At 70.7% G+C, this 23,588-nt stretch carries 17 protein-coding genes; 11 read left to right on the forward strand and 6 right to left on the reverse strand.

What is annotated here, in order from left to right; translation table 11 throughout:
- Positions 1-10: 10 nt before the first annotated feature.
- Positions 11-427: an aspartate 1-decarboxylase gene (gene panD, locus ACIBG8_RS15425; protein ID WP_397343357.1), complete on the forward strand. Its 417-nt coding sequence runs from the start codon at positions 11-13 to the stop codon at positions 425-427.
- Positions 428-478: 51 nt separating this feature from the next.
- Here the strand turns inward: panD and ACIBG8_RS15430 are convergent, their stop codons facing one another.
- Positions 479-1,753, reverse strand: coding sequence for a lysine N(6)-hydroxylase/L-ornithine N(5)-oxygenase family protein (locus tag ACIBG8_RS15430; RefSeq protein WP_397343358.1), 1,275 nt, complete (start codon positions 1,751-1,753; stop codon positions 479-481).
- A gap of 76 nt (positions 1,754-1,829) precedes the next feature.
- Between ACIBG8_RS15430 and ACIBG8_RS15435 the strand changes: the two genes are divergently transcribed.
- The 8 genes from ACIBG8_RS15435 to ACIBG8_RS15470 all read left to right on the forward strand — a co-directional run bounded on the left by ACIBG8_RS15435 (position 1,830) and on the right by ACIBG8_RS15470 (position 13,411).
- Positions 1,830-2,777, forward strand: a complete 948-nt coding sequence (locus ACIBG8_RS15435; RefSeq protein WP_397343359.1) for a methionyl-tRNA formyltransferase — start codon at positions 1,830-1,832, stop codon at positions 2,775-2,777.
- A 74-nt stretch (positions 2,778-2,851) separates the two neighbouring features.
- The gene (locus ACIBG8_RS15440; protein WP_397343360.1) at positions 2,852-3,304 is read left to right on the forward strand and encodes a carboxymuconolactone decarboxylase family protein; all 453 of its coding nucleotides are present in this window, start codon (positions 2,852-2,854) and stop codon (positions 3,302-3,304) included.
- A gap of 14 nt (positions 3,305-3,318) precedes the next feature.
- Positions 3,319-5,655 carry an ATP-binding cassette domain-containing protein gene (locus ACIBG8_RS15445; RefSeq protein ID WP_397343361.1) on the forward strand — a complete coding sequence of 779 codons (2,337 nt, stop codon included), beginning with the start codon at positions 3,319-3,321 and terminating at the stop codon, positions 5,653-5,655.
- Positions 5,656-5,678: 23 nt separating this feature from the next.
- The gene (locus ACIBG8_RS15450) at positions 5,679-6,947 is read left to right on the forward strand and encodes an MFS transporter (RefSeq protein WP_397343362.1); all 1,269 of its coding nucleotides are present in this window, start codon (positions 5,679-5,681) and stop codon (positions 6,945-6,947) included.
- Positions 6,948-7,057: 110 nt separating this feature from the next.
- Positions 7,058-8,461, forward strand: coding sequence for an ABC transporter substrate-binding protein (locus tag ACIBG8_RS15455; protein WP_397343363.1), 1,404 nt, complete (start codon positions 7,058-7,060; stop codon positions 8,459-8,461).
- Positions 8,461-9,414 (forward strand): carbohydrate ABC transporter permease, encoded by a 954-nt coding sequence (locus ACIBG8_RS15460; protein WP_397343364.1) that lies wholly within the window; start codon positions 8,461-8,463, stop codon positions 9,412-9,414. The genes ACIBG8_RS15455 and ACIBG8_RS15460 overlap by 1 nt, the downstream gene beginning before the upstream one ends.
- On the forward strand, positions 9,414-10,244 hold the full coding sequence (locus ACIBG8_RS15465) for a carbohydrate ABC transporter permease (RefSeq protein ID WP_397343365.1): 831 nt from the start codon (positions 9,414-9,416) through the stop codon (positions 10,242-10,244). The genes ACIBG8_RS15460 and ACIBG8_RS15465 overlap by 1 nt, the downstream gene beginning before the upstream one ends.
- Complete coding sequence (locus tag ACIBG8_RS15470; RefSeq protein WP_397343366.1) at positions 10,241-13,411, forward strand: discoidin domain-containing protein; 3,171 nt, start codon at positions 10,241-10,243, stop codon at positions 13,409-13,411. The genes ACIBG8_RS15465 and ACIBG8_RS15470 overlap by 4 nt, the downstream gene beginning before the upstream one ends.
- Here ACIBG8_RS15470 and ACIBG8_RS15475 read toward each other — a convergent pair.
- The 5 genes from ACIBG8_RS15475 to lanL form a co-directional block, all read right to left on the reverse strand.
- Positions 13,408-15,096, reverse strand: a complete 1,689-nt coding sequence (locus ACIBG8_RS15475) for an ABC transporter ATP-binding protein (RefSeq protein ID WP_397343367.1) — start codon at positions 15,094-15,096, stop codon at positions 13,408-13,410. The genes ACIBG8_RS15470 and ACIBG8_RS15475 overlap by 4 nt on opposite strands.
- A gap of 209 nt (positions 15,097-15,305) precedes the next feature.
- Positions 15,306-16,970: an ABC transporter ATP-binding protein gene (locus ACIBG8_RS15480; RefSeq protein WP_397343368.1), complete on the reverse strand. Its 1,665-nt coding sequence runs from the start codon at positions 16,968-16,970 to the stop codon at positions 15,306-15,308.
- A complete protein-coding gene (locus ACIBG8_RS15485; protein ID WP_397343369.1) occupies positions 16,967-17,938 on the reverse strand; it encodes a radical SAM protein in 972 nt (323 codons plus the stop codon). The genes ACIBG8_RS15480 and ACIBG8_RS15485 overlap by 4 nt, the downstream gene beginning before the upstream one ends.
- A 66-nt stretch (positions 17,939-18,004) precedes the next feature.
- On the reverse strand, positions 18,005-18,160 hold the full coding sequence (locus tag ACIBG8_RS15490; RefSeq protein WP_397343370.1) for a hypothetical protein: 156 nt from the start codon (positions 18,158-18,160) through the stop codon (positions 18,005-18,007).
- A 7-nt stretch (positions 18,161-18,167) separates the two neighbouring features.
- Positions 18,168-20,831 (reverse strand): class IV lanthionine synthetase LanL, encoded by a 2,664-nt coding sequence (gene lanL / locus ACIBG8_RS15495; protein ID WP_397343371.1) that lies wholly within the window; start codon positions 20,829-20,831, stop codon positions 18,168-18,170.
- Between the two features lie 70 nt (positions 20,832-20,901).
- Between lanL and ACIBG8_RS15500 the strand changes: the two genes are divergently transcribed.
- The gene (locus ACIBG8_RS15500; protein WP_397343372.1) at positions 20,902-21,843 is read left to right on the forward strand and encodes a LacI family DNA-binding transcriptional regulator; all 942 of its coding nucleotides are present in this window, start codon (positions 20,902-20,904) and stop codon (positions 21,841-21,843) included.
- Between the two features lie 128 nt (positions 21,844-21,971).
- Positions 21,972-23,480, forward strand: coding sequence for a flavin monoamine oxidase family protein (locus tag ACIBG8_RS15505; protein ID WP_397343373.1), 1,509 nt, complete (start codon positions 21,972-21,974; stop codon positions 23,478-23,480).
- The last annotated feature ends 108 nt before the right edge of the window (positions 23,481-23,588 follow it).

The raw sequence follows: 23,588 nt of genomic DNA on the forward strand, positions 1-23,588 counted from the left end.
AGGGCATCGCATGCACCGCACCCTGCTGGGCGGCAAGATCCACCGCGCCACCGTCACCCAGGCCGACCTGCACTACGTGGGTTCGATCACCATCGACAAGGAGCTGATGGACGCCGCCGACCTGGTCGAGGGCGAGCAGGTCCACGTCGTCGACATCGACAACGGCGCCAGGCTGACCACGTACGCGATCGAGGGACCGCCGGGTTCCGGCGTGATCGGCGTCAACGGCGCCGCCGCCCATCTGGTCCATCCTGGCGACCTGGTCATCATCATGTCGTTCCAGCAGGTTGAGGAGGGCGAGGTGCGCGGCCACCGCCCGCACATCGTCCACGTCGACCGGGACAACCGCATCGTGGACCTCGGCACCGACCCGTCCGCCCCCGTGCCCGGCGCACCCGACCAGCTCTCCGGCGCCACTCCCCGATAACGCAAAGGGTGGCGGCCACCCCAGAGGGCGGCCGCCACCCCGGCGAAGGGCTCAGCGCGACAGTGCCAGCGGGCTCCACAGCCGTGATGCCACCGACTGCACGATCTCCCCCACCCGCACCGCCGTGTTGGACAGCAGCGTCGAGGTCAGCCCGTGCGTGTGCTCCGTGGCCCCCTGCACGTAGATCCCGCACCCCATCTCCGAGGTCGTCACGATCCGGTAGTCCCTCCCGATCCGCACCCCGCCCCCAGCAAGCCGCTCACAGTACCCCCCGGTCTCCCCCAGCAACGTCAGCGGGTCACTCGAGCGGTACCCGGTGGAGAACACGATCGCGTCGGCGTCCAGCACCGTCCGCTCCCCCGTAGGCAGGAACTCCACCGTGGCGAGCACGCCCGACCCGCCACCGTCGACGGACACCAGCCGGGACGCGTTGAGGATGCGCAGCCGTTCCCGCCCCTGCACCTTCTCCTGGTAGTGCCGCCGGTACAGCTCGTCGATGAGGTCCAGGTCCACCACCGAGTAGTTGGTCGACGCGTGATAGGCGTCCAGCCGCGCCTTCACCTCGTCCGGGGCGTCGAAGTAGTGGTCCACCGCCCCCGGGTCGAAGATGCGGTTGGCGAAGGAGCTGTCGTCGGCCGGGGTGTACCCGTACTTGGCGAACACCGCGCACACCTCCGTGCCCGGATACACGCTGTGCAGGTGGTCGGTGACCTCCGCCGCGCTCTGCCCGGCGCCGACCACCACCACCCGGCGCGGCTCCCCGACCGCGGGCAGCCGGTCGAGCAGCTCCTCGCTGTGCCAGACGCGCTCGCCGCTCACCACCCCGGCGGGCAGCACCGGTTCGAGCCCGACGGCGATGACCAGGTTGCGCGTCCTGCGGGTGGTGAGCTCGCTGTCGCCCTGCCGTACGACCACGTCGAGGAACTCGACGGTCCCGTCCACGCTCACCGGGGTGACCGCGACGACCTCGGACCCGTACTCCACCTGGCCGGCGAAGGGGGCGGCGGCCCATTCGAGGTAGTCGTGGAACTCCATCCGCGAGGGGAACATCGTCTTGTGGTTGATGAAGTCGATCAGCCGCCCCCTGCTCTGCAGGTAGCTGAGGAAGCTGAACTCGCTCGCCGGGTTCCGCATGGTGACCAGGTCCTTGAGGAAGGACACCTGCATCGTGGTGCCTTCGAGCAGCATGCCGCGGTGCCAGCCGAAGGCGGGCTGCCGCTCGAGGAAGACGGCGTCGATCGGCGCTTCGTGCTCGCGTAACGCGATCGCCAGGGCGAGGTTGGACGGCCCGAAACCGATACCTACCAGGTCATGTACACGGTGCACAGAGCACTCCTTTAGGTTAGCCTTACCTAATTAAGGTGAGCCTAACCTGCTCTCAACCCCCCGACAAGGAGACACCATGCGGGTCGCGATGTTCGGCTACCAGACCTGGGGGCACCGCACCCTCCAGGCCCTCCTCGACTCCGGGCACGAGGTCGCGCTCGTCGTCACGCACCCCCCGAGCGACCACGCCTACGAGCGGATCTGGAACGACTCGGTGGCCGAGCTGGCCGAGGCGCACGGCATCCCGGTGCTCCTGCGTGACCGCCCTGACGACGCAGAGCTGCTGTCCAGGCTCAAGGAGGCCGAGCTGGACCTCATCGTCGCCAACAACTGGCGGACGTGGATCCCGCCGGAGATCTTCGACCTTCCCCGGTACGGCACGCTGAACGTGCACGACTCGCTGCTCCCCGCCTACGCGGGTTTCTCCCCGCTGATCTGGGCGCTGATCAACGGCGAGAAGGAGGTCGGTGTCACCGCGCACCTGATGAACGAGGAGCTGGACGCCGGGGACATCGTGGTCCAGCGCGCCGTGCCCGTCGGCCCAGAGGACACCGCCACCGACCTGTTCCACCGTACGGTCGACCTGATCGGCCCGATCGTCGCCGACGCCCTGGACCTCGTCGGCTCCTGCAGGCCGGGAGGCGTGCCGCAGGACCGGTCGAAGGCCAGCTTCTTCCACAAGCGGTCGATCGAGGACAGCGACATCGACTGGACGTGGCCGGCCGAGGACCTCGCCCGGCTGGTACGCGCCCAGTCCGACCCGTACCCCAACGCCTTCACCCACTACAGGGGCGAGCGCGTCCGCGTGCTCAAGGCCTCGGTGTCCCAGGGGATCTACGGCGGCACGCCCGGCCGGGTCTTCATCCGCGAGGGCGACGGCGTGGTCATCGTCGCAGGTGCGGAGGCCAGGCGGGGCCGCAGCCACGGGCTGGTCATCGAGCGCGTGCGCACCGAGGACGGCACGGAGCTGCCCGCCACCGCGTTCTTCCGCACGATGGGCGGGTACCTCACGCGCGCATCGTGAGCGCATCGCGAATGTATTAATCCGGGCGGCGACTCTGGTCTCACACCGAACGAACGACTGAGACGGAGAACACGATGGAAGCCCGCATGAAGAACCCCGCCACGATCATCCCCGCCGCCCAGAAGCCGATCATGGAGCTGATGAAGGCCGCCCAGTCCGGCGGCCTTTCCAAGGAGCTCGCCGAGATGATCCACCTGCGCGTCAGCCAGATCAACGGCTGCAGCTTCTGTGCCGACGCGGGTTACAAGAGCCTGCGCAAGCTCGGTGAGACCGACGAGCGCATCGGCCTGATCTCCGCCTGGCGGGAGACCCCCTACTACACCGACGCCGAGCGCGCCGCCCTGGAACTGGCCGAGGAGGCCACCCGCCTGGCCGACAACCCCGCCGGGGTCACCGACCGGGTCTGGGACAACGCCGCCGACCACTTCGACGAGCAGCAGCTCGCCTCCATCCTGCTCATCACCGCCGCCACCAACCTCTTCAACCGCCTGAACGCCCCCATCCGGCAGATCGCCGGAACCTGGTAAGGACGTACGCCGACATGTCCGCCGACAGCCACGACTGGATCCGCGTCCACGGCGCGCGGGAGAACAACCTCAAGGATGTCGACATCCAGCTCCCGAAGCGCCGGCTGACGGTCTTCACCGGCATCTCGGGGTCAGGCAAGAGCTCGCTGGTGTTCGCCACGATCGCCGCCGAGTCGCAGCGGCTGATCAACGAGACCTACAGCGCGTTCGTGCAGGGCTTCATGCCGGCACTGGCCCGCCCGGAGGTGGACGTCCTCGAGGGGCTGACCACGGCGATCATCGTCGACCAGGAGCGGATGGGCGCCAACCCCCGCTCCACGGTCGGCACCGTGACCGACGCCAACGCGATGCTGCGCATCCTGTTCAGCCGCCTGGGCGACCCGCACCTGGGCCCGCCCAACGCCTACTCCTTCAACGTCGCCCCGGTCAGGGTGACCGGCGAGGTCACGGTCGAGCGCGGCAACGACACGATCGTGCGCGAGAGCTTCTCCCGCGCCGGCGGCATGTGCACGCGCTGCGAGGGCACGGGCCGGGTCACCGACATCGACCTGTCCCAGCTCTACGACGACTCCAGGTCGCTCGCCGAGGGCGCGCTCACGATCCCCGGCTACAGCGTGGACGGCTGGTACGGGCGGATCTTCAGCGGCTGCGGCTTCTTCGACCCGACCCGGCCGATCAGCACGTTCACCGAGGCCGAGCTGCACGACCTGCTCTACAAGGAGCCGACCAAGATCAAGGTCGACGGCGTCAACCTGACGTACGAGGGCCTGATCCCGAAGCTGCAGAAGTCGATGTTGTCCAAGGACAAGGAGGCGCTGCAGCCGCACGTCCGCGCGTTCGTGGAGCGGGCGGTCACCTTCGCCCGCTGCCCGGAGTGCGAGGGCACCAGGCTGGGCGCCGCCGCCCGGTCGTCGAGGATCGGCGCGATCAGCATCGCGGACGCCTGCGCGATGGAGATCCGCGACCTGGCGGAGTGGGTGCGTGGCCTCGGCGAGCCGTCGGTGGCGCCGCTGCTGACCGCGCTGCGGCTGACGCTCGACTCGTTCGTGGAGATCGGGCTGGGCTACCTGTCGCTCGACCGGGCCTCCGGCACGCTGTCGGGCGGCGAGGCGCAGCGCGTCAAGATGATCCGCCACCTCGGCTCCGCGCTGACCGACGTCACCTACGTCTTCGACGAGCCGACCACCGGCCTGCACCCGCACGACATCCAGCGGATGAACGAGCTGCTCCTGCGGCTGCGCGACAAGGGCAACACCGTGCTCGTGGTGGAGCACAAGCCCGAGGCGATCGCGATCGCCGACCACGTCGTGGACCTCGGCCCGCTCGCCGGTACGGCAGGCGGCCAGGTGATGTTCGAGGGCACCGTCGAGGGCCTGCGGGCCAGCGGCACGCTCACCGGACGGCATCTGGACGACCGCGCGACGGTGAAGCCGTCGGTGCGGAAGCCGTCGGGAGCGCTGGAGGTGCGTGGCGCCACCCGCCACAACCTGCGCGGCGTGGACGTCGACATCCCGCTCGGGGTGCTCTGCGTCGTCACCGGCGTGGCAGGTTCTGGCAAGAGCTCGCTGATCCACGGCTCAGTGGCGAAGCGGGACGGCGTGGTGGCCATCGACCAGGGCGCGATCAAGGGGTCGCGGCGCAGCAACCCGGCCACCTACACCGGGCTGCTGGACCCGATCCGCAAGGCCTTCGCCAAGGCCAACGGCGTCAAGCCCGCGCTGTTCAGCGCCAACTCCGAAGGCGCCTGCCCCACCTGCAACGGCGCCGGAGTCATCTACACCGACCTCGGCATGATGGCCGGGGTGGCCAGCACCTGCGAGGAGTGCGAGGGCAAGCGTTTCCAGGCGGCCGTTCTCGGCTACCACCTGGACGGGCGCGACATCAGCGAGGTGCTCGCCATGCCGGTCAGCGAGGCCCTGGAGGTCTTCGAGGAGCGCATCCCGGCCGCGCGGGCCATCCTCACCAGGCTCGCCGACGTGGGCCTCGGCTACATCAGCCTCGGCCAGCCGCTCACCACCCTGTCCGGCGGCGAACGGCAGCGCCTCAAGCTGGCCACCCACATGGGCGACAAGGGTGGCGTCTACGTCCTGGACGAGCCCACCACCGGCCTCCACCTGGCCGACGTCGAGAACCTGCTGGGCCTGCTCGACCGCCTCGTCGACTCCGGCAAGTCCGTCATCGTCATCGAGCACCACCAGGCCGTCATGGCCCACGCCGACTGGATCATCGACCTCGGCCCCGGCGCGGGACACGACGGCGGCAAGATCGTCTTCGAAGGCACCCCGGCCGACCTCGTCGCCGCCCGCTCCACCCTCACCGGCGAGCACCTCGCCGCCTACGTCGGCCGTTGACACCCCAGGCAGGAGGCCAGCTCATGCTCACCCAGGCGACCAACCGGTCCTACCGCGAGGTGCTCCGCGACCGGCGGCTGGCCGGTCTCCTGCTGGGGGACCTCCTGGCCGGCGCGGGCACCGGCATGATCATCGTGGCCATGCCCGTGCAGACGCTGTCCATCCACGGCGGCGTGCCCAAGGCGATCGCGATCGGCATGGTGGAGGCCGCGCCGTTCGTCCTGTCGACCGTCCTCGCGCTGGCCATCGGCCTGGGGCGGGTGCGGGTGCCGCCGCGCACGCTCCTCATCGCCGACTGCGTGTCGCGCGCGCTGACCTTCGCCACGCTCGGCGTCTTGGCCGTCACCCAGAACCTCACGCTGCCCGTCCTCATCGCCGGGCTCCTGCTCGGCGCGGTCTTCCGCATGGCCGGGTCGAGCAGCAGGCGGCTGCTGGCGACGTCCATCGCGGGCGAGAGCGGGCAGTTCGCCGTCAACGGGCTGCTCGGGCTGAACGCCACGTTCGCGCTCTACATCGTCGGGCCGGTGCTGGGCGGGCTGATCGTGGCGACCACGGGCGCGGGCGTCGCGCTCTTCGCCGACGCGTGCGGCGCGCTGGTCCTCCTGGCCGCTGTCCTGCTGGCCGTACCCGCGGCGACGGCGGCGGGTACGGACGTACCGGGCCGCCCGGTGAGCCGCGAGTCCGGGTGGCGGATCCTGCGCCGACGTCCGGTGGCCGCGCGCCTGCTGTTCGTGGAGTTCTTCTTCAACTTCCTCTACATGCCGATCGAGGTGGCCCTCCCCCTCTACGTGCGTGAACGGCTGGACGCCGACGCCTCGGCGCTGGGCCTCATGTGGGGCGCGCTCGGGGTCGGCGCGTTCGCCGGTGCCGCGCTGGTGAACCGGCTGCGCGACCTCCCGCAGCGCCAGGTGCTGATCGCGATCATCGGGCTGTGGGCGTTCTGCCCGATCGCGCTGGCCTTCGTCGGCGACCTCACGCTCGCGCTCGTCGTCTTCGGTCTGGGCGGGCTGGTGTGGGCGCCCTTCACGCCCGTGGCGTACAGCTTCCTGCAGTCGGGGCTCAGGTCCGACGAGCAGCAGCAGGTCGTCACGCTCTGGACGACCGGCGCCACCGTGGCCGCGCCCCTGGGTCTGGCCGCCGGCGGCCCGCTGATCGAGCTGGCGGGAAACACCGGCGGGCTGGTGTTGTCCGGCGCGCTCACGCTACTCCTGCTCCCGATCGCCGCACTCGCCGTTCTCAGCCGTCGTTATTCAAACGTTTCACTAAGCTCCGAGCCACCTCACCTCGCTTAATAGCAGGTCACTTTAGTACGGTATTGACAGGGTACGAGGTCGAGCCTAATCTCCGCTCAATCTCATTAAAACGTTTCTCTAACGCTAGACCCCCCAAGCAGGAGAAGCACGTGACCCGTACCCGAATTCTGGCCACCCTCGGATTGGCGACGAGCCTCGCGCTCACCGCCTGTGGCACTTCAGCGAACCCGGCCGCCCCTGAGGCGAAGGAGCAGGGCGAGTTCACCCTGCCGACGGCGGCCGCCTACTTCAGCACCCCGTGCCCGGCGGCCGGGAGCAAGCCCGCGGCCGACAAGGAGCTCACCTACTGGTCCATGTGGACCAAGGACGAGCCGCAGGGCAAGGTCGTCCAGTACGTCGCCGACTGCTTCACCAAGCAGACCGGCGTCAAGGTCGACATCCAGTGGCTGGGCCGCGCGTACCTGCGCCAGAACCTGGTGCCCGCGCTGAACACCGACACCGTCCCCGACCTGTTCGACCAGGACCTCACCAACGTCAAGGCGGCCATCGTCTCGGCGGGCGGCACCCAGCCCGTGGACGACGTGCTCGACATGAAGACCGGCGACGGCACGGTCCGCGAGGCGCTGCCCAAGGCGTACTGGGACACCCCGGCGGCCAAGGACGACGCCGGCAAGCTGTTCTCGATCCCGTACATCGTCCTCGGCGACGCCTGGTGGTACAACAAGAAGCAGGTCACCGGGGTCAAGCCGCCCAAGACCATGGACGAGCTGTTCGCCATGTTCGACGCGGCCAAGAAGGCGGGCCGCTCGGCGGTCGCGCTCGACGGTGACATCAGCTACTACGCCGCCTGGTTCTTCGAGCAGGCCGCCGCGCGCTACACCGGCCCCGGCGGGCTGGCCGCCGCCGCGCAGGACAAGACCGGCGAGGCGTGGAAGAGCGACCCCGGCTTCCTGAAGGCGGCCGAGTACACCGCCAGGATCGCCACCTACCTCATCGACGGCTGGGACGCGGCCAAGTTCCCGCAGATCCAGCAGCGCTGGGCGGACGGCGACGCCGACTACCTGTTCATGGGCAGCTGGGGCCCCACCGAGACCCGTGAATACCTCAACAAGCAGGGCGGCGGCGAGCCCATCGACTACGGCTCGTTCCAGTTCCCGATGCCCGAGGGCGCGACGCACGACGTCATCGAGGTCCAGGAGATCGGCTTCAGCGTCACCAGGAAGGCCAAGCACCCGGAGGCGGCCAAGGCCTTCGCCGCCTACTTCCTGAACCGGGCCATGCTGGCCGGCGTGCCCGCGGTCTCCGACAGCCTGACCCCGCGCAAGGACCTGCCGGTGCCCAGCGACATCGCCGACCTGAAGGCGGCGCTGGACGACCCGGCCAAGACGCACATGCTGTTCATGGACGGCGTGGACGGCGTCGCCGGCGGCAAGTACGCCGAGCAGGTGTTCTTCCCCGCCGACAACGACCTGCTCAAGGGCAAGCTCAGCCCGCAGCAGTTCGTGGACCAGCTCGCCGTCAAGACCGCCGAGTTCTGGAAGACGCAGCACTGATGGCGCATGCCGTACAGGAGCGGGTGGTGGCGGGCAGGTCCCGGGTGCCCGCCGCCGCCCCGCACCTGGCTCACAAGCGGCGGCTGTTCTGGCCGTTCGTGCTCCCGTCGATCGTGCTCTACGTGTTGTTCCTGGTCGGGCCCGCTGTCGCGACCGTGGTGCTCAGCTTCACCCGGTGGTCGGGGGCGGGGACGCCGAAGTTCACCGGCCTGGACGAGTACGCGCAGATGCTCGGCAGCGAGTCGTTCCGCTACGCCTTCGTCAACACGCTGATGTACGTGGCGGTCGGCGGGGTCGGGACGTTCCTGCTGGCCTTCCTGTTCGCGATGGTGCTCCGCGACATGAAGGCCAGCAAGATGATCAGGGCGATCCTCTTCTTCCCGAACATCGTGGCGCCGGTCGCGATCGGGATGTTCTTCGGCTTCGTGTTCCGGTACAACCCGTCGAAGCAGGGGCTGGCCAACTTCCTCCTGAACATGTTCGGCGCTCCGGCGGCGAAGTTCCTGCAACCGGAGAATGTTGTCTGGGTGGTTATTGGGGCTTTGGTCTGGGCGAGCGCGGGTTTCTACATCACGATCCTGATGGCGGCCATTGACCGTATTCCGCCCTATTTGTATGAAGATGCCGATTTGTGCGGCGCGACGCCTTTCCAGAAATTTCGGCATATCACGTTGCCGATGATCTGGGACGTGGTCGGTATTGCCGGAGTGCTCTGGACGATCGGCTCGGTGAAGATCTTCGAGATGGTCTTCGTGCTGGCCGGGCCGGGCACCTACCTGCCGCCCAACAAGACGTGGACGCTGGCGATCTACGTCTACGACCGCTCCTTCGGCACCCAGGGCACCCCCGAGTACGGCGTGGCCTGCGCGACGGCGGTCGTGATGATCGTGCTGGTCACCGTTCTGGTGTTGACGCTGCGCCGGACGATGCGCGGGGAGAGGCTGGAGTACTGATGGTGCGCTTCGTCGGCAGGACGGTCATCTGGCTGTTCACCGCGGTCAACATCCTGCTGCTCTACTGGCTCGTCGCCGCGTCGTTCAAGACCCCCTTGGAGATCTTCCGCGACCCGTTCGGGCTGCCGCACACGTGGTTCGAGCGCGGCCAGCCGTTCCGCAACTTCCTCTACGCCTGGAACCAGGCGGAGTTCGGGCACGCCTTCGTGCTCACGGTGGTCCTGACCGCCCTGGCGTCCGTCTCGATCGTGCTCATCTCCGCCCCGGCGGCCTACGCGCTGAGCCGGCTCGGCGTGCGCGGCTCGGGGCCGCTGACCAGCTTCATCGCGATCGGGATGGGCGTGCCGATCCAGACCGTGATCATCCCCCTGTTCGTCGGGATGGCGCAGCTCAAGCTGACCAACAGCCTGTTCGGGCTGTTCCTGCTCTACGTCGCGCTGTCGCTGCCGTTCACGATCTTCCTGTTGACCGGGTTCTTCCGCACGCTGCCCGAGGAGCTGGAGGAGGCGGCCGCCCTCGACGGCGCCTCGCCCCTCAGGACGTTCGTACGGATCACGCTGCCGCTCGCCAAGGGCGGCATGATCACCGCCCTGATCCTCAACGCCATCGGGCTCTGGAACGAGGCGTTGCTGGCCATCGTCTTCATCCAGGACACGTCGGGCTTCACCCTGGCCAGGGCGCTGTTCACGTTGTACGGCGCGGCCACCTACCAGTCGGAGTACGGCGGGCTGATCGCCGGCGTGGCGATCGTGGTGCTCCCGATGCTCGTCCTCTACATCGTCCTGGCCCGGCGCATCATCTCCGGCCTCACCCTTGGAGCGGGTAAGTGAAACGTCTTGTCGCGATTGCCGTCCTTTTCTTACCCTTCCTGCTCGTGCAACCGGCCCAGGCCGCCGCGCTGACCGTGTGGACCCAGGACTCGGCCGACCACTCCTTCGCGTCGTCCACCAAGCCCGCCGGAGCCCCGGCCTCCGTCGCTCTGTACGCGGCGCGCAACGAGTACCAGGCGGCGCAGATCCTGGTGCGGTCGAGCAGCGCGCAGACCGGCGTCTCGGTGGACGTCGGCCCGCTGACGGGGCCTGGCGCGGCGCTGAGCGAGGTCACCGTACGCAGGGAGTACAACCACCTCAATATCGACCAGACGGACGGATGGACTGCACCCGCCCTCTGGAAGGACGTCGAGCTCCCGCCAGACGGCGGAAACGACTACCACGACGCCCTCATCGAGAACACGCCGCAGAGTCCGGCGGCCAACACGACCCTGGCGTACTTCTACCAGGTCCACGTCCCCACAGGTCAGACACCTGGCGTGTACACCGGAAGCGCGGTCGTGCGCAGCGGCTCCGGCGACGTGACCGTGCCGGTCTCGGTGACCGTCTACAACGTCACGATCCCACCGGCCAACCAGTCCGCGTTCCAGATCAACAACTGGTTCACCTCGATGGGCTGGGACTACACCGGCACGGAGATGTCCATCCCGGTCCAGTACGGCGTCACCCCCTATGACGCCAACTGGTGGAAGGTCATCAAGAGCTTCGCGGTCAACATGGCCAAGCACCGCAACAACGTGATCTACGCCGATTTCCAGGCGCTGCTGATCCCCGGCACCACGGTGTCCAGCACCGGCGTCTTCACCTGGGACTGGAGCAACTTCGACAGGTTCGTCCAGACGTTCATCGACACGGGAGCCCTGCAGTACATCTACACCCCCACCCTGCTCGAACCCGACACGTGGGACGCCACCGCCATGCAGTTGGAGATGCTGGTCCCGGCCAACGGAACGAGCGGCCCGGTCAAGCGCATCCTCGCCGCCACGGACACCGCACAGAGCAACGCGTACCTGGACAAGGTCTTTCCCGCGCTCAAGGCCCACCTGGACGCCAAGGGCTGGACGGACAAGTTCTTCATGAGCGCGGTCGACGAGCCGCACACCCCGGCCGTGGGCCCCGCGGCCAACTGGTTCTACGACAAGTACGGCGCCTACTTCCCGAACCCGCGCACCAGCGAAGCGCACATGGTGACGTACCCGGCGACCGAGGCGAAGCTGTCCACGCTGACCCCGCTCACGTCGACCTACGAGAGCAACGTCGCCCACTACCAGACCCAGCGCCTGGCCGGTAAGGATCTGTGGCTGTACACGGCCAACGGGCCGACCGACCACTTCATGACCCGGATGATCTCCTACCCGCTGAACGGGCCGCGACTGCTGCCGTGGCTGGTCTGGAAGGCGGGTGGCAACGGCTACCTCCACTGGGGCTGGAACTACTGGGGCAAGCTCGGCAACGGGACCGACTTCGGCAACATCAACACCTTCGACTACCAGCAGAGCGGCGACGGCTTCCTGGTCCGCCCCAACAAGGCCGCCTACGACGTCTACGACAGCCTGCGCAGCGAGGCGCAGCTCGACGGCCAGCAGGACTTCGAGCTCCTCACCCTGCTGAGCAGGACCAAGCCGCTGGCCGCCCGCCAGATCACCGAATCGCTGATCACCAACGCCTACACCTACGACCACAGCGGCGCCGACGTCACGCAGCGGCACAAGCAGATCCTGGACGAGCTGGTCTCCACCGTCCCCGACCCCGCCACCCCGTTCAACGACGGCTTCAACGGCACCGACCAGGCCTACCGCCACACCCAGGGCACGTGGTCCGTCTCCTCGGGCGAGTACGTCCAGTCGGACTCCAGCAACTGGGGCTTCGCCTCCGCCGTGGAGGGCAGGACCTACGGCGACGTCGCCGCCTCCGTCGACCTCAGGATCACCGGCGTCAGGGACGGCGACGCCAGCAACTGGGCCGGGCTCATGATCCACAGCCTGAACCCGACCGACATGGGCAGCGGCTACCTCGTCGCCCAGCGCAACGACGGCCGCGTCTTCCTCTACCGCAACGGCACCACCCTGGCCCAGGCCCCCGTCCCCGGGTACGTCCCCGGCGCCTGGACCCACCTCCGCGTCACCTACGTCCAAGGCGCGATCAAGGTCTGGTCCGGCGGTACCCAGGTGCTCTCGGTCACCGACAACGCCTTCCCCCTCGGCAGCGCGGCGGTGGTCACCGGCGGGGCGAGCGCCCGCTTCGACAACGTGCACCTCAACCCGCTGGTCAACGCGGCGGAAGCGGGCACGCTGACCGCGTCCAGCTCCTACCAGGCCGACGGCTGGAGCACGCAGGCCGCCAACGACGGGATGCGCACCTCGTGGAGCAACGCCGTCGGGTGGAGCAGCAACAACACCATCACCGCCAACCACACCGAGTGGCTGAAGCTCGACCTCGGCAGCTCCCGCCCGCTCAGCCGGGTCGACCTCTATCCGCGCAACGACGGCGCCAGCACCGGCCTCGGATTCCCGATCGACTTCACCGTCCAGGTGTCGGCCGACGGGAGCACGTGGACCACGGTCGCCTCCCCCACCGGGTACGCCAGGCCGTCCGCCGACCCGCAGACGTTCGGGTTCGCCCCGGTCAACGCCCGCTACGTGAAGGTCACCGGGACCAACCTGCGTCCGGACTCCTTCGGGCACTACCACATGCAGTTCGCCGAGATCGAGACCGTCGGCGGTGACCAGGCGCTGGGCCGTACGGTCACCTCGTCGAGCTCGGTGGAGTACCCGGCGGAGAGCTGGCTGCGGTCCAATGCCACGGACGGGGTACGGCTGTCGCAGCTCTGGTACTCGATGGGCTTCAGCAGCGCGCTGGCGTCGTCGCAGCACACCGAGTGGGTGCAGGTCGACCTGGGCGGGCCGTCGCGGGTCGGCAAGGTCGTCCTGTGGCCGCGCAGCGACGGCGCGAGCACCGGGCAGGGTTTCCCGGTCGACTTCACCATCCAGGTGTCGCCGGACGGGACGAACTGGACGACGGTGACTTCTCGCACCGGCTACCCCAGACCGGGCGCGACCGGGCAGGAGTTCGCCTTCTCGCCGGTGACCGCCCGATATGTCAGGACGACGGGGACGCAGCTCGACTCCACGTACCTGATGCAGTTCGCGGAGATCGAGGTCTTCTAGCGCTGCCAGTGCCCCACCAGGTCCGCGTACACCCGTGAGGTGGCGAGCAGGGCCTGGTGGGAACCGGTCAGCGCGGCCGTGCCGTCCAGCAGCAGGATTCGCCGGGCGCGGCAGGCGGAGCTGATGCGGTGCGCGATGACGACGAGCGTGCGGCCGGTGGCGGCGAAGGCCGCCTCGGCCCGCGCTTCGGCTTCGGGGTCGAGGTGGCAGGTCGCCTCGTCGAGCACGACCACCCGGGCGGCCGAGACGTGGACGCGGCAGAGGGCGACGAGTTGCCGCTCGCCCATGGAGAGGGTCTGTCCGAGCGGGGCGTCGTACCCGCCGAGCCGGTCCACCAGCGGCCGCATCCCCAGCGCCGCCACCGCCCGGTCCAGCTCGGCGTCCGTCACGTCGGGGCGCAGGTAGGCGAGGTTCTCGCGCAGGGTTCCGGTGAACACGTACGTCTCCTGCGGGATCAGCGCCACGTGGCTGCGGCTGACCTCCGCGACGTCGCCGCCGCCGAGCCGTACGGTGCCCTTCTGGGGTACGGCCAGGCCGGTGAGGAGGGCGGCGAGGGTGGACTTGCCGATCCCGCTGGGCCCCACGATCGCCAGGTGCTCGCCCGCCGGGACGTCCAGGGTGAGGTCGTCGATCACGGGCTCGGCCTGCGGGCCGTACGCGAAGGTCAGGCCGGTGACCAGCAGGTCGCCTGATCCCGGTCCCGCCTGTCCCCGTTCTGGAGGAGTGGGCGCGGCGGTCGTCTCGGCGAGGCGGTGCAGGAGCACGCCGAGTTGGCGTCCCCACGACGCGACGGTCCCGGTCAGCGCGCGCAGCGCCGGATCCAGGGTGCCGACCAGGTAGGTGATCGCGCCGACGAGCTCGCCCGAGGTCAGCCGCGCGGTGCCCAGCAGCCACGGCGCCAGCAGGAGGATCAGGATCACCGGTACGGCGCCGCCGATCGCCATGATCACCGATCGCGCCGACGAGGCGCGCGCCATCGCGAGGCTGGCCCGCGCCTCGGCCAGGACGGTCCGCTCCACGGTGTCGCGCGCGTCGCCGACGGCTCCGCAGGCCACCACGTCGCGCAGGCCGGAGAAGACGTCCGTGGCCGCCCGCGCCATCTCCTCCCCGGCCAGGATCAGGCGGCGCTGGCGTACGGCGAGCGCGGGCGTGAGCCAGGCGAACAGCCCCAGGCTCAGCAGGATGAGCGGCACGGCGATCGCGGCGACGACGGGCGAGAGGGTGACCAGCCCGGCCACGGCGAGGACCATCGACGCGACGGTCGGCCGCAGCGTGCGCAGGAGCGCCGCGACCAGGTTCCGGACCGCCTCGGTCTGCCCGCTGAGCCTGGCGACGACGGCCCCGTCCCCGCGCTCGCCCAGCTCGACCGCGCGGCGCAGCGCCCCCGTGACCACGGCCCTGACCAGCGCGTCGCGCAGCGGCTCGACGAGGTCGGCCAGCCAGGGGAAGGTGTTGCGCGTCGCCAGCGCCTGGACGACCATCGCCAGCCCGAGCGCCCCCAGCCACCCCAGCCCGACGCCCGGCCGCCCCGCCAGAAACCCCCGATCCAGCGCCGCGGCCACCGCGATCCCCGACAGCAGGGCGGGCGCCGACTCCACCACCGACCACACACCCAGGAACACCATCGCCCTGCGCCGCCGCCCCAGCTCCACAAGCAGGAACCGCCACCCAGCCCGACTGACCACCCGCCCACCCCCAAGAAGACCCCGCCCCCTCATCCGGCCACGCCCCGAAGACGCCCCGCCGCCCCCAGACGGCCGCACCCCGAAAGGGCCCGCGCACCCAGACGGCCGCACCCCAAGAAGGCCAAGCCCGCCCAGACAGCCCCGCCCGCTCATCCGGCCGCGCCGAAAGAGCCCCTGCCACGTCTTGCGGGTCTGTAGAAGAGGGCCGGTCATGAGGGCGGGCCGAAGAGGGCGCGATAGGTGGGGTCGTGCCAGAGCTGGGCGTGGGGGCCCGTGGCGCGGACGCGGCCGTTCTCCAGCCAGACGACCAGGTCGGCGCGGGCCGCCGTGGTGGCGCGGTGGGCGACGACGATGCGGGTACGGCCCGCCAGCAGCCGCGTCAGCGTCGCCGTCACCTCGGCCTCCGTCGCCGTGTCCAAGCTGGAGGTGGCGTCGTCGAGGATCAGCACCCGCCGCTCACCGACCACCGCCCGCGCGAGCCCGAGCCGCTGCACCTCCCCACCCGACAACGGCGCCCGGTCGAGCCGCGTGTCATACCCGTCGGGCAGCCGCCTGATGAACCCGTCGGCCGACACCAGCAGCGCCGCCACCTCCACCTCGTCGCGCGACGCCCCGGCGGAGCCGTACGCGATCAGATCGTGCACGGTCCCACCCAGCAGCGCCGGTCGTTCGAACGCGTACGCCACGGCCCGCCGCAACTCCCCGGCCCGCACCCCGGCCACGGCCACCCCGTCCAGCAGCACCTCGCCGGCGTCCGGCGCGAGCAACCCGCCCGCCAGCGCCGCGAGGGTCGACTTCCCCGCCCCCGACCGCCCGACGACCGCCACCGAGCGACCGGCCGGGATGTCCAGGTCGAGCCCGTCCAGCACGACCTCCCCATCGACGCGCAAGGTCACCGAACGAAACGTGATCGCCCCAGGCCCGTCGGGAAGCGCCAGACCACCCCCGGGACCAGAAGGCAGGGCCAGGACGTCGGCCAGCCTGGCGGCGCCCGCGCGGATGTGGGCCAACCCGGTCACCGTGTCCAGCACGCCGAACAAACCCAGCGCGATGGTGACATATCCGGCCACGGCGACCCACGACCCCGCGGAAAGGCGCCCGCCGGACACCCCCACCCCGGCGACGGCCAGCACCACGATCCCGGTCAGCGGGTTCAGCAGCCCCACCTTCCACACCGTCCGCCGCTGCGCCGCCCAGGTGGCCCGCCCGAAGGCGGTCAGCTCGGGAAGCGGCGCCAAAACCCGTTCCACCTCCCGCGTCAGGGTCCCGCTCGCCTGGATCGTGCGCGCCCCGGCCAGCGCCTCGACCAGGCGGGCCGCCAACCGCCCCTGGAGCTCCTGGTAGGACCGCATCAACCCGGCCGTCTCGGCGACGAACCGCCGGACCAGGATCACCGCGACCGGCACGCACACGACAAAGGCCACGGCCAGCGACCAGTCGATCAGGGCGAGCGCGACCAGCCCCCCTGCCGACAGCACCGCCGTACCCAGCACGGACAGCACGATCGGCACCAGCCCGGAAGCCTCGGCGGCCCCCGTCACCAACCGGCTGCTCACGTCGCCCGCCGGGAACCGCCGCTGCCCGGGAACCCCCGCGTCCAGCACCCGCCGGACGACCGCCCGGCGCAGGGACACCTCGACCGCGACGCTCCCCGCCGAACTCGCCCAGACCTCCAGCATCCCCGTCACGACGGCCACCGCGAGCAGAACCCCCAGCCAGGCCACCGCCGAGCCGGGCGCACCCGCGAGGGCGGCGTCCACCGCACGGGCGAGCCCGGCCGGCAGCGCCAGCGCGACCGCGATCCCCACCGCCCGGGACACCACGGAGACGAGCGTCCACCACGGCGCCCGGCGCAGCGCGTAGAGCAGCGTCACGACGCCTGCCGCCGGTCGATCCTCGCCCGCACCGCGTCGGTGCCGAAGTGGTAGTCGATCCGCCTGGCCGCCTCCGCCCAGTCCCGCATGGAGTAGGCCGACGACAGCGCGTCCACCACGAACGGATCGCTCCAGCGCGCCGTGGCCCGCTCCCAGAGCACCTCGGGAGCGTCGTGCAGGATGTTGCCCACCGTGCCCTCGTAGATGGGCATCGCCCGCACCTCGCCGTCCGGCTCGATCTGCAGCGTGTTCGCGACGAAGCCGCGCGCGACGAGCGTGGGGTGCATCTGCAGGATGCGGTTGTCGGTGGTCGACACCACGACGGTCGGCGGGGCCAGGGCGCGCAGCCGGTCCCCGAGTTCCGCGTCGTTCAGCAGCGCGAGCTGCTCGTCGGTGAGCAGTTCGAACCCGGGACGGCTGGCCAGCCCGCCGGGTACGGCGGCGCCGAAGGAGACGAACCCCAGCCGGGGGAACCGCGGAGCCAGGTCCTGGCAGAACGCCGCCATGTCGGCGAAGTTGCCGCGCAGCAGCACGCAGTCGATCCCGAAGGCGGCCCCCGCCTCGTCCAGCAGGCGCAGTGCCTCCATCGCCCGCGCGAACGACCCCTTCCTGCCGCGGATGCGGTCGTGGGTCTCCGGTGTCGCGCCGTCGACGCTCACCACGACCCGGCCGCAGACCTCGGCCAGGCTCCGCGCCAGGTCCCCGGTCATCGGCCAGCCGCTGGTGTACAGGGTCACGTCCAGCCCGGCCATCCGGTCGATCACCTCGACGATGTTCCTGATCAGCAACGGCTCGCCGCCCGCGATGGCGACGCCGCGAGGACGGATGGCCGCGATGGCGTCGGCCACCCTGAGCATGTCCGCGTCGCTCAGCCGCCGTGAGGGCCGCCTGCCGGACTCGGAGTAGCAGTGGACACAACGCAGGGGGCAGGCGTACGTGACGTCCCAGATGACTTCATCAGGTTTCAATGCCTGACCTCCTCGAGATGGAGAGGAGGGGAGTGACCCGCAGCAGTCACCCCCCGCCTCGTCGGGTCAGCCGCTGACCGTGAAGGTGCACGTGTCGTGCGTGAGGCACGTGCGGCTCGGAATGCACGTGCCCGACTCGCAGGTGTTCGTCGCTCCGCAGGGGAAGCGACCCCCACCGGCCCTCGCCTGCATGAGGTCCAGGGCGCTGATGTCGGTTGCCATTTGTTCTTCACCTCCTCTCGGTGACGACGTCGTTCACGGACCGCGTGGACGGGGTGTCCACGCGGAGCTCTCGTGGCATCCACTGCCGGGGGCCGCCGTGGCGCAGCCGGAGCAGGAAGGCGAGCGCGCCGCTGAGCCCGGTGCCGTAACCGGCGTGCACCTCGACGCCCGACTCGTCGGGCAGCACCATGAGGCCGTCGCGCAGGGTGTTGCGCGCCTCCATCGCGGTCGCCAGCTCGGCCGCCCAGTCGTGGAAGCGCCGCTCGCCGGTGAACTCGGCCAGGTCCAGCAGGAAGTCGCCGTCTCCGGCGAGGCCGTGGCAGGAGGCGAGGCCCGCGTGCCACTTCTCCCTGCGGATCGCCACGCCCGCCGCCTCGGCGAGCTCCCTGTGCCGCGGCTGCCCGGTGACCTGCCACAGGCGGATCAGGAAGGTGCCGACGCCCGAGGCGCCGCTGCACCAGTGCCGCATCCGGTCGCCGGCCGAGTCCCCCAGCTCCCCGCTGGGCCACCAGGCGGCGTCGCCCTCGGTGATGGCCACGGCCTCCAGCGTCTCCGCCGCGCGCCTGGCCGCCTCCAGGTATCCGGCGCGGCCGGTGACCTGCCAGGCGTACGTCATGAAGGCGCCCGCCCCGGCCACCCCGTGCGCGAAGCCGTAGTGGACCAGCCCGGCCAGCGCCGAGTCGAACGTCTCGGGGATCGGCCAGACCAGCAGGCCGTCCTCCCGCTCGCGCGCCGCCGCAAGCACCCGGTCGGCCGCCCGCGTGAACCGGTCCAGGTGCGCCGGGTCGCCGGTCGCCCGCCACAGGTGCAGGTGCAGCATGCCCGCGCCGGTGGAACCGTGGCAGACGTCGTGGTTGGGCCACTGGACGGGCACGCGCGCGGCCAGCTCGACCGCCTGCGCCGCCGCCTCCTCGTCGCCCAGCAGCCGGGCGGCGTCGTACAGCGCCCACGCGGTTCCCGACCGGCCGAAGTACAGCCCGGGGAGGATGCGGGGGATGGCGAAGAGGCGCGGCCGGATCCAGGCGACCACGTCGGCGACCGCGGCGAGCAGCTCGGGGCGGTCGAGCACCTGGGCGCTCCTGGTGAGGACGCTCAGCACCCCGGCCGCGCCGAACTGCACGTTGAGCGGATCGGCCGACGCGCCGGACTCCCCCGCCGTCCACAGCCGCGGGCCCATCGGGTCCATCGTGCGCAGGAGGTGGGTGAGGCCGTCCGCGATCAGGCGGTCCGTGCGCGCGGGCACCGCCGTACCGGGAAGGGAGACGCCACCGGACTCCAGGAACTCGCGCGCGCGGCTCAGCGGCCAGCGCTGGTCCGGGTCGTCCTTCATCAGCCCCAGCACCAGCGGCGACAGCCGCCGCAGGGCGGGCACGTCCGCGCCGAGGGCGGCGACGAACTCCGCCACCCGCTCCTCACCCGGCCGTACGGCGGGCTCGTCGGGGGCCAGCAGCGGGTCGACCGCGCTCGCCAGGTAGACCAGGGTCGCGCCCAGGCCGTAGAGGTCAGCCCGCTGGGAGGGCGCGGGGCCGACCGTGGGCGCGGACTCCTGCTCGGGCGCCGCGTAACCCTGGGTGTAGGCGCTGCGCACCCGCGCGCCCGCCGGGGCCGCGTGCTCCAGGTCGATCAGCCTGATCTGCCCCTCCGGGGTGACCATCAGGTTGTTGGGGCTGAAGTCGCGCAGCACCAGGCCCTGCTCGTGGACCGCTGCCATGAGGTCGACGAGCTGCCTGGCCTTGTCCATGACGCCGGACCGCTCGTGCGCGGCCCACTCGCGCAGGGTGACGCCGGGCACCTGCTCCTGGACCAGGAACAGGTTGTCCTGCTGGGTCACCAGCGCCACCACGCCCGGCGTGAACCCCAGCGGGGCGAGCCGGTCGAGGACGTCCGCCTCGTGGCGCAGCCTGTCGCGCGCGTCGGTCCCGTCGAGCTGGCCCATCACGTGCGGCCGCGCCTGCTTCAGGATGACCTCGTCGCCGGTCCGCCGGTCGATGCCGCGGTAGACCCCGCCGCGGTAGGACTGCCTGATCGCCTCGCGCACCACGAACCGGTCCGCGACGAGCACCGCCTTCGGCTCGCCTGGCGGCGCGGGCGCCGGGTCGGGCAGCGGCGGCGTGACCCAGGGCGGGGCGCTGAACCACGCCTGCCGCTCGTCCTTGCGCCGCTGCCCGCCGGGACCCGACACCACCGACTCGAAGCCGCCGTCGTTGGTGAACACCGGCTCGGCCGCGAAGACGCCGTACCGGTAGTGCACGAGGCCGTCGGGCCGCAGCCGCCGGTCGGAAAGGATCACGGGGCCCGGCAACCCCTCGGTCACCCGGTCCAGCTCCGCCGCCAGGCGCCTGAACTGCTCGTCGCCGGCCGGGTAGGCGGTGATGAACTTCCCGCCGCTGCCGCGGTCGCAGTTGACCGACAGCAGCATGCCGAGCTGCTCCAGGCCGCGCGCGAACTTGAACTGGCATCCGGCCCTGACCAGCACCTCGGCCGCGCCGGCCAGCACCACGGGCGCGGACAGCTGCGTCGCCGACAGGTGCAGCTTCCACCCCTGGTCGCGGCGGCGATGGCCGGGAGGCGTCAGCAGGCACCAGAAGTCGCCGGGCTCGACCGTCCACGCCTCGGCCTCCTCGCGCCCCAGCACGGCACGGGCGATGTCCACCAGCAGTCGCTCATTCACAGCAGGGAGGCGTGACACCCCGTGCCGGCGTGTGGAACACCCGTGGAACGGCCTCGGTACAGTGCCCGGCATGGCAAGGTCCAGGAGCCACGTGAACATCAGGGACGTGGCGGCTGCCGCTGCCGTGTCCACGGCGACGGTGTCCAACGCGCTCAACGGCACGGGCCGCGTCTCGGCCGCCACCCGCGACCACGTGCGCCGGGTCGCCGAGGCGCTGGGCTACCGCGTGGAGCACCACCGCGTCCTGGGCATGTCGGCCACCACGTTCGGCAGCCACCCGTGGAACTTCGCGAAGATCGAGTTCTTCGCCCAGTCCATCAGCGCGGCCACGGCCGTCGCCCACGAGCACGGCTACGCGCTGACCGTCCTGCCCAGCGCGCTGGAGTCGGCTGAGTGGCGGTCGCTGCAGGTCGACGGGGTGCTGCTGATGGACAGCCCGGCCGGTGACCCGGTGGCCCGGACCCTGCGCGAGCGCGGCCTGCCGATCGCCTTCGACGGGCGACCGGCCGAGGTGCGCCCCGGCGAGGTCTGGGTGGACAACGACCACGCCCTGGCCAGCCGTACGCTGCTGGAACACCTCGCCGCGCAGGGTGCGGACCGGGTCGCGCTGGTGGCCTGCGAGAGCGGCGACCACTACAACCGGGCCTGGATCGGCGCGTACCGCGACTGGTGCGCTGAGCGCGGGCAGCCGGAGTTGCTCGGTGAGGAGATCGGGTCGGTGCTGGACTCGGCCGACGCGGTCTACGCGACCTACGACCTGGGCCGCGCCCTGCTGGACGCGGCGCGGCGGCGAGGGCGGCGGGTGCCTGAGGACCTGCTGGTGGCCTGCGTGAGCGAGGACCCGGCCTACGCGGCGACCGACCCGCCGGTCACGACGGTGTCGCTGCTGCCGCGCGAGTCGGTCAGGCTCGCCGTCGGCGCGCTGGTCGGCCTGGTCGAGCACCGCTTCGTCGAGCCCGCTCCCCCGGTGCCCACCCGGCTGACCATCCGGCAATCAACAATGCGGATTTAGTCGCTGATTAACAGTTAAGCAACTGATTTCAATGACAAATGAGGATATTTAACACGTATTTCATTGATCAGCCGACCAGTGGCGGTCTACTCTTCGGGATCATCTCGACACCCCCCAAGGAGAAGACCATGCCCACAGGTGGCACGCAGTGGATGCGTCAGGTCCGCGAGTCCGGGCTGACCAGGCGGGACGTTTTACGCGGCGGCGCGGTGGCCGCCGGAGTGCTGGCGGCAGGTGCGATCGCACCGTCGACCGCGGTGGCGGCCACCAGGCGCTCGCCCCACGACGCCCGCGTCGTGGTGATCGGCGCCGGACTGGCCGGGCTGACCTGCGCCTACCGGCTGGCCCGCCGCGGCGTCCAGGTCCAGCTGTTCGAGGCCAGGCAGGACCGGGTCGGCGGCCGCTGCTGGTCGGCCAGGGACTTCGCGGGCGGCCAGGTGGCCGAGCACGGCGGCGAGTTCGTCGACACCCGGCACGTGCACCTGCTCAGGCTCGCCCGCAGCCTCGGGCTGAAGCTCGACGACAGCGAGAAGCTCCGCCCGAAGGGCGTCAAGGGCATCGTCGCCATCAAGGGCGAGGTACGCACCAGCGCCGAGCTCGGCAAGAACCTCCCCCGGGTGCTCAGGCGCCTGGCCGCAGACGCCAGACGGATCGGCCCCTACCGCTACGACCGGGCCGGGCGGGCCGCCAGGGCCTTCGACGAGCTGTCGGTCGCCGACTGGCTGCACGCCAACGTCCCTGGCGGCAGGTCCTCGCTGCTGGCCACCAGGATCGCGGACGGCGCGGCCGGTTTCTGGGGCGGCGACCCCGAGGACCTCAGCGCCATCAACCTCATCGAGCAGTACCTCGCCCCCTACGAGGGCGCCGACGAGCGGTGGATCATCCACGGCGGCAACGACCAGGTCCCCAACCTGCTGGCCGAGCGGCTCCCCGAGGGCACGGTGCAGCTCGCCACGCCCCTTGAGGCGGTACGGCGGGCCGGACGCGGTTACGAGCTGCGCTTCACCGGCCTCGCCGACCCGGTGACCGCCGACTTCGTGGTGTTCGCCCTGCCGTTCACCACGCTCAGGGACGTCGATCTGAGCCACGCCGGGCTGAGCGCGCGCAAGCGCGCGGCCATCGAGCACCACGGCATGGGCACCAACGCCAAGGTGCTGCTGCAGTTCGACAGGAAGTTCGCGAAGTTCCACAGGTGGAGCGGCAGCCTGTCCACCGACGACCCCCGCTGGGGAAGCTGGGACAGCACCGTGGGCGACGGCGGCGCGGAGAGCCTGCTGACCATCTTCTCCGGCGGCTCGGCCGGAGCGGGCTACCCGGCGGAGCGCTCGCACGGGCCCGCGCCGGAGGCGGTCGTGAAGGCGTCGCTGGACTGGCTGGACCGGCACGTGCCCGGCATCGCCGGGGCCTACAACGGGCACTCCTGGCTGGACTCCTGGGCCGACGACCCGTGGGTGCACGGCTCCTACGCCACCTTCGCGCCCGGCCAGTACACGAGGTACTGGGGTTACTCCAAGCTGCCCGAGGGGCGCCTGCACTTCGCGGGCGAGCACACCAGCACCCACAGCCAGGGCTACCTCAACGGCGGGGTGGAGAGCGGCGAGCGAGCGGCGAAGGAGATCCTGGCCGCACTGGGTTAACCCCCTTTTGGGCCTTGTAGCCCAGAGTCGCCAAAGCTACGATCACGGCAACTCTTAGGAAACTTTCCTAATAGAAATCATGAATTCTCCTGCGCTGACCCCCCAACA

Origin of the sequence: Nonomuraea sp. NPDC050556, from assembly GCF_044457355.1 — a bacterium.
In the GTDB taxonomy this organism is placed as follows: Bacteria; Actinomycetota; Actinomycetes; order Streptosporangiales; family Streptosporangiaceae; genus Nonomuraea.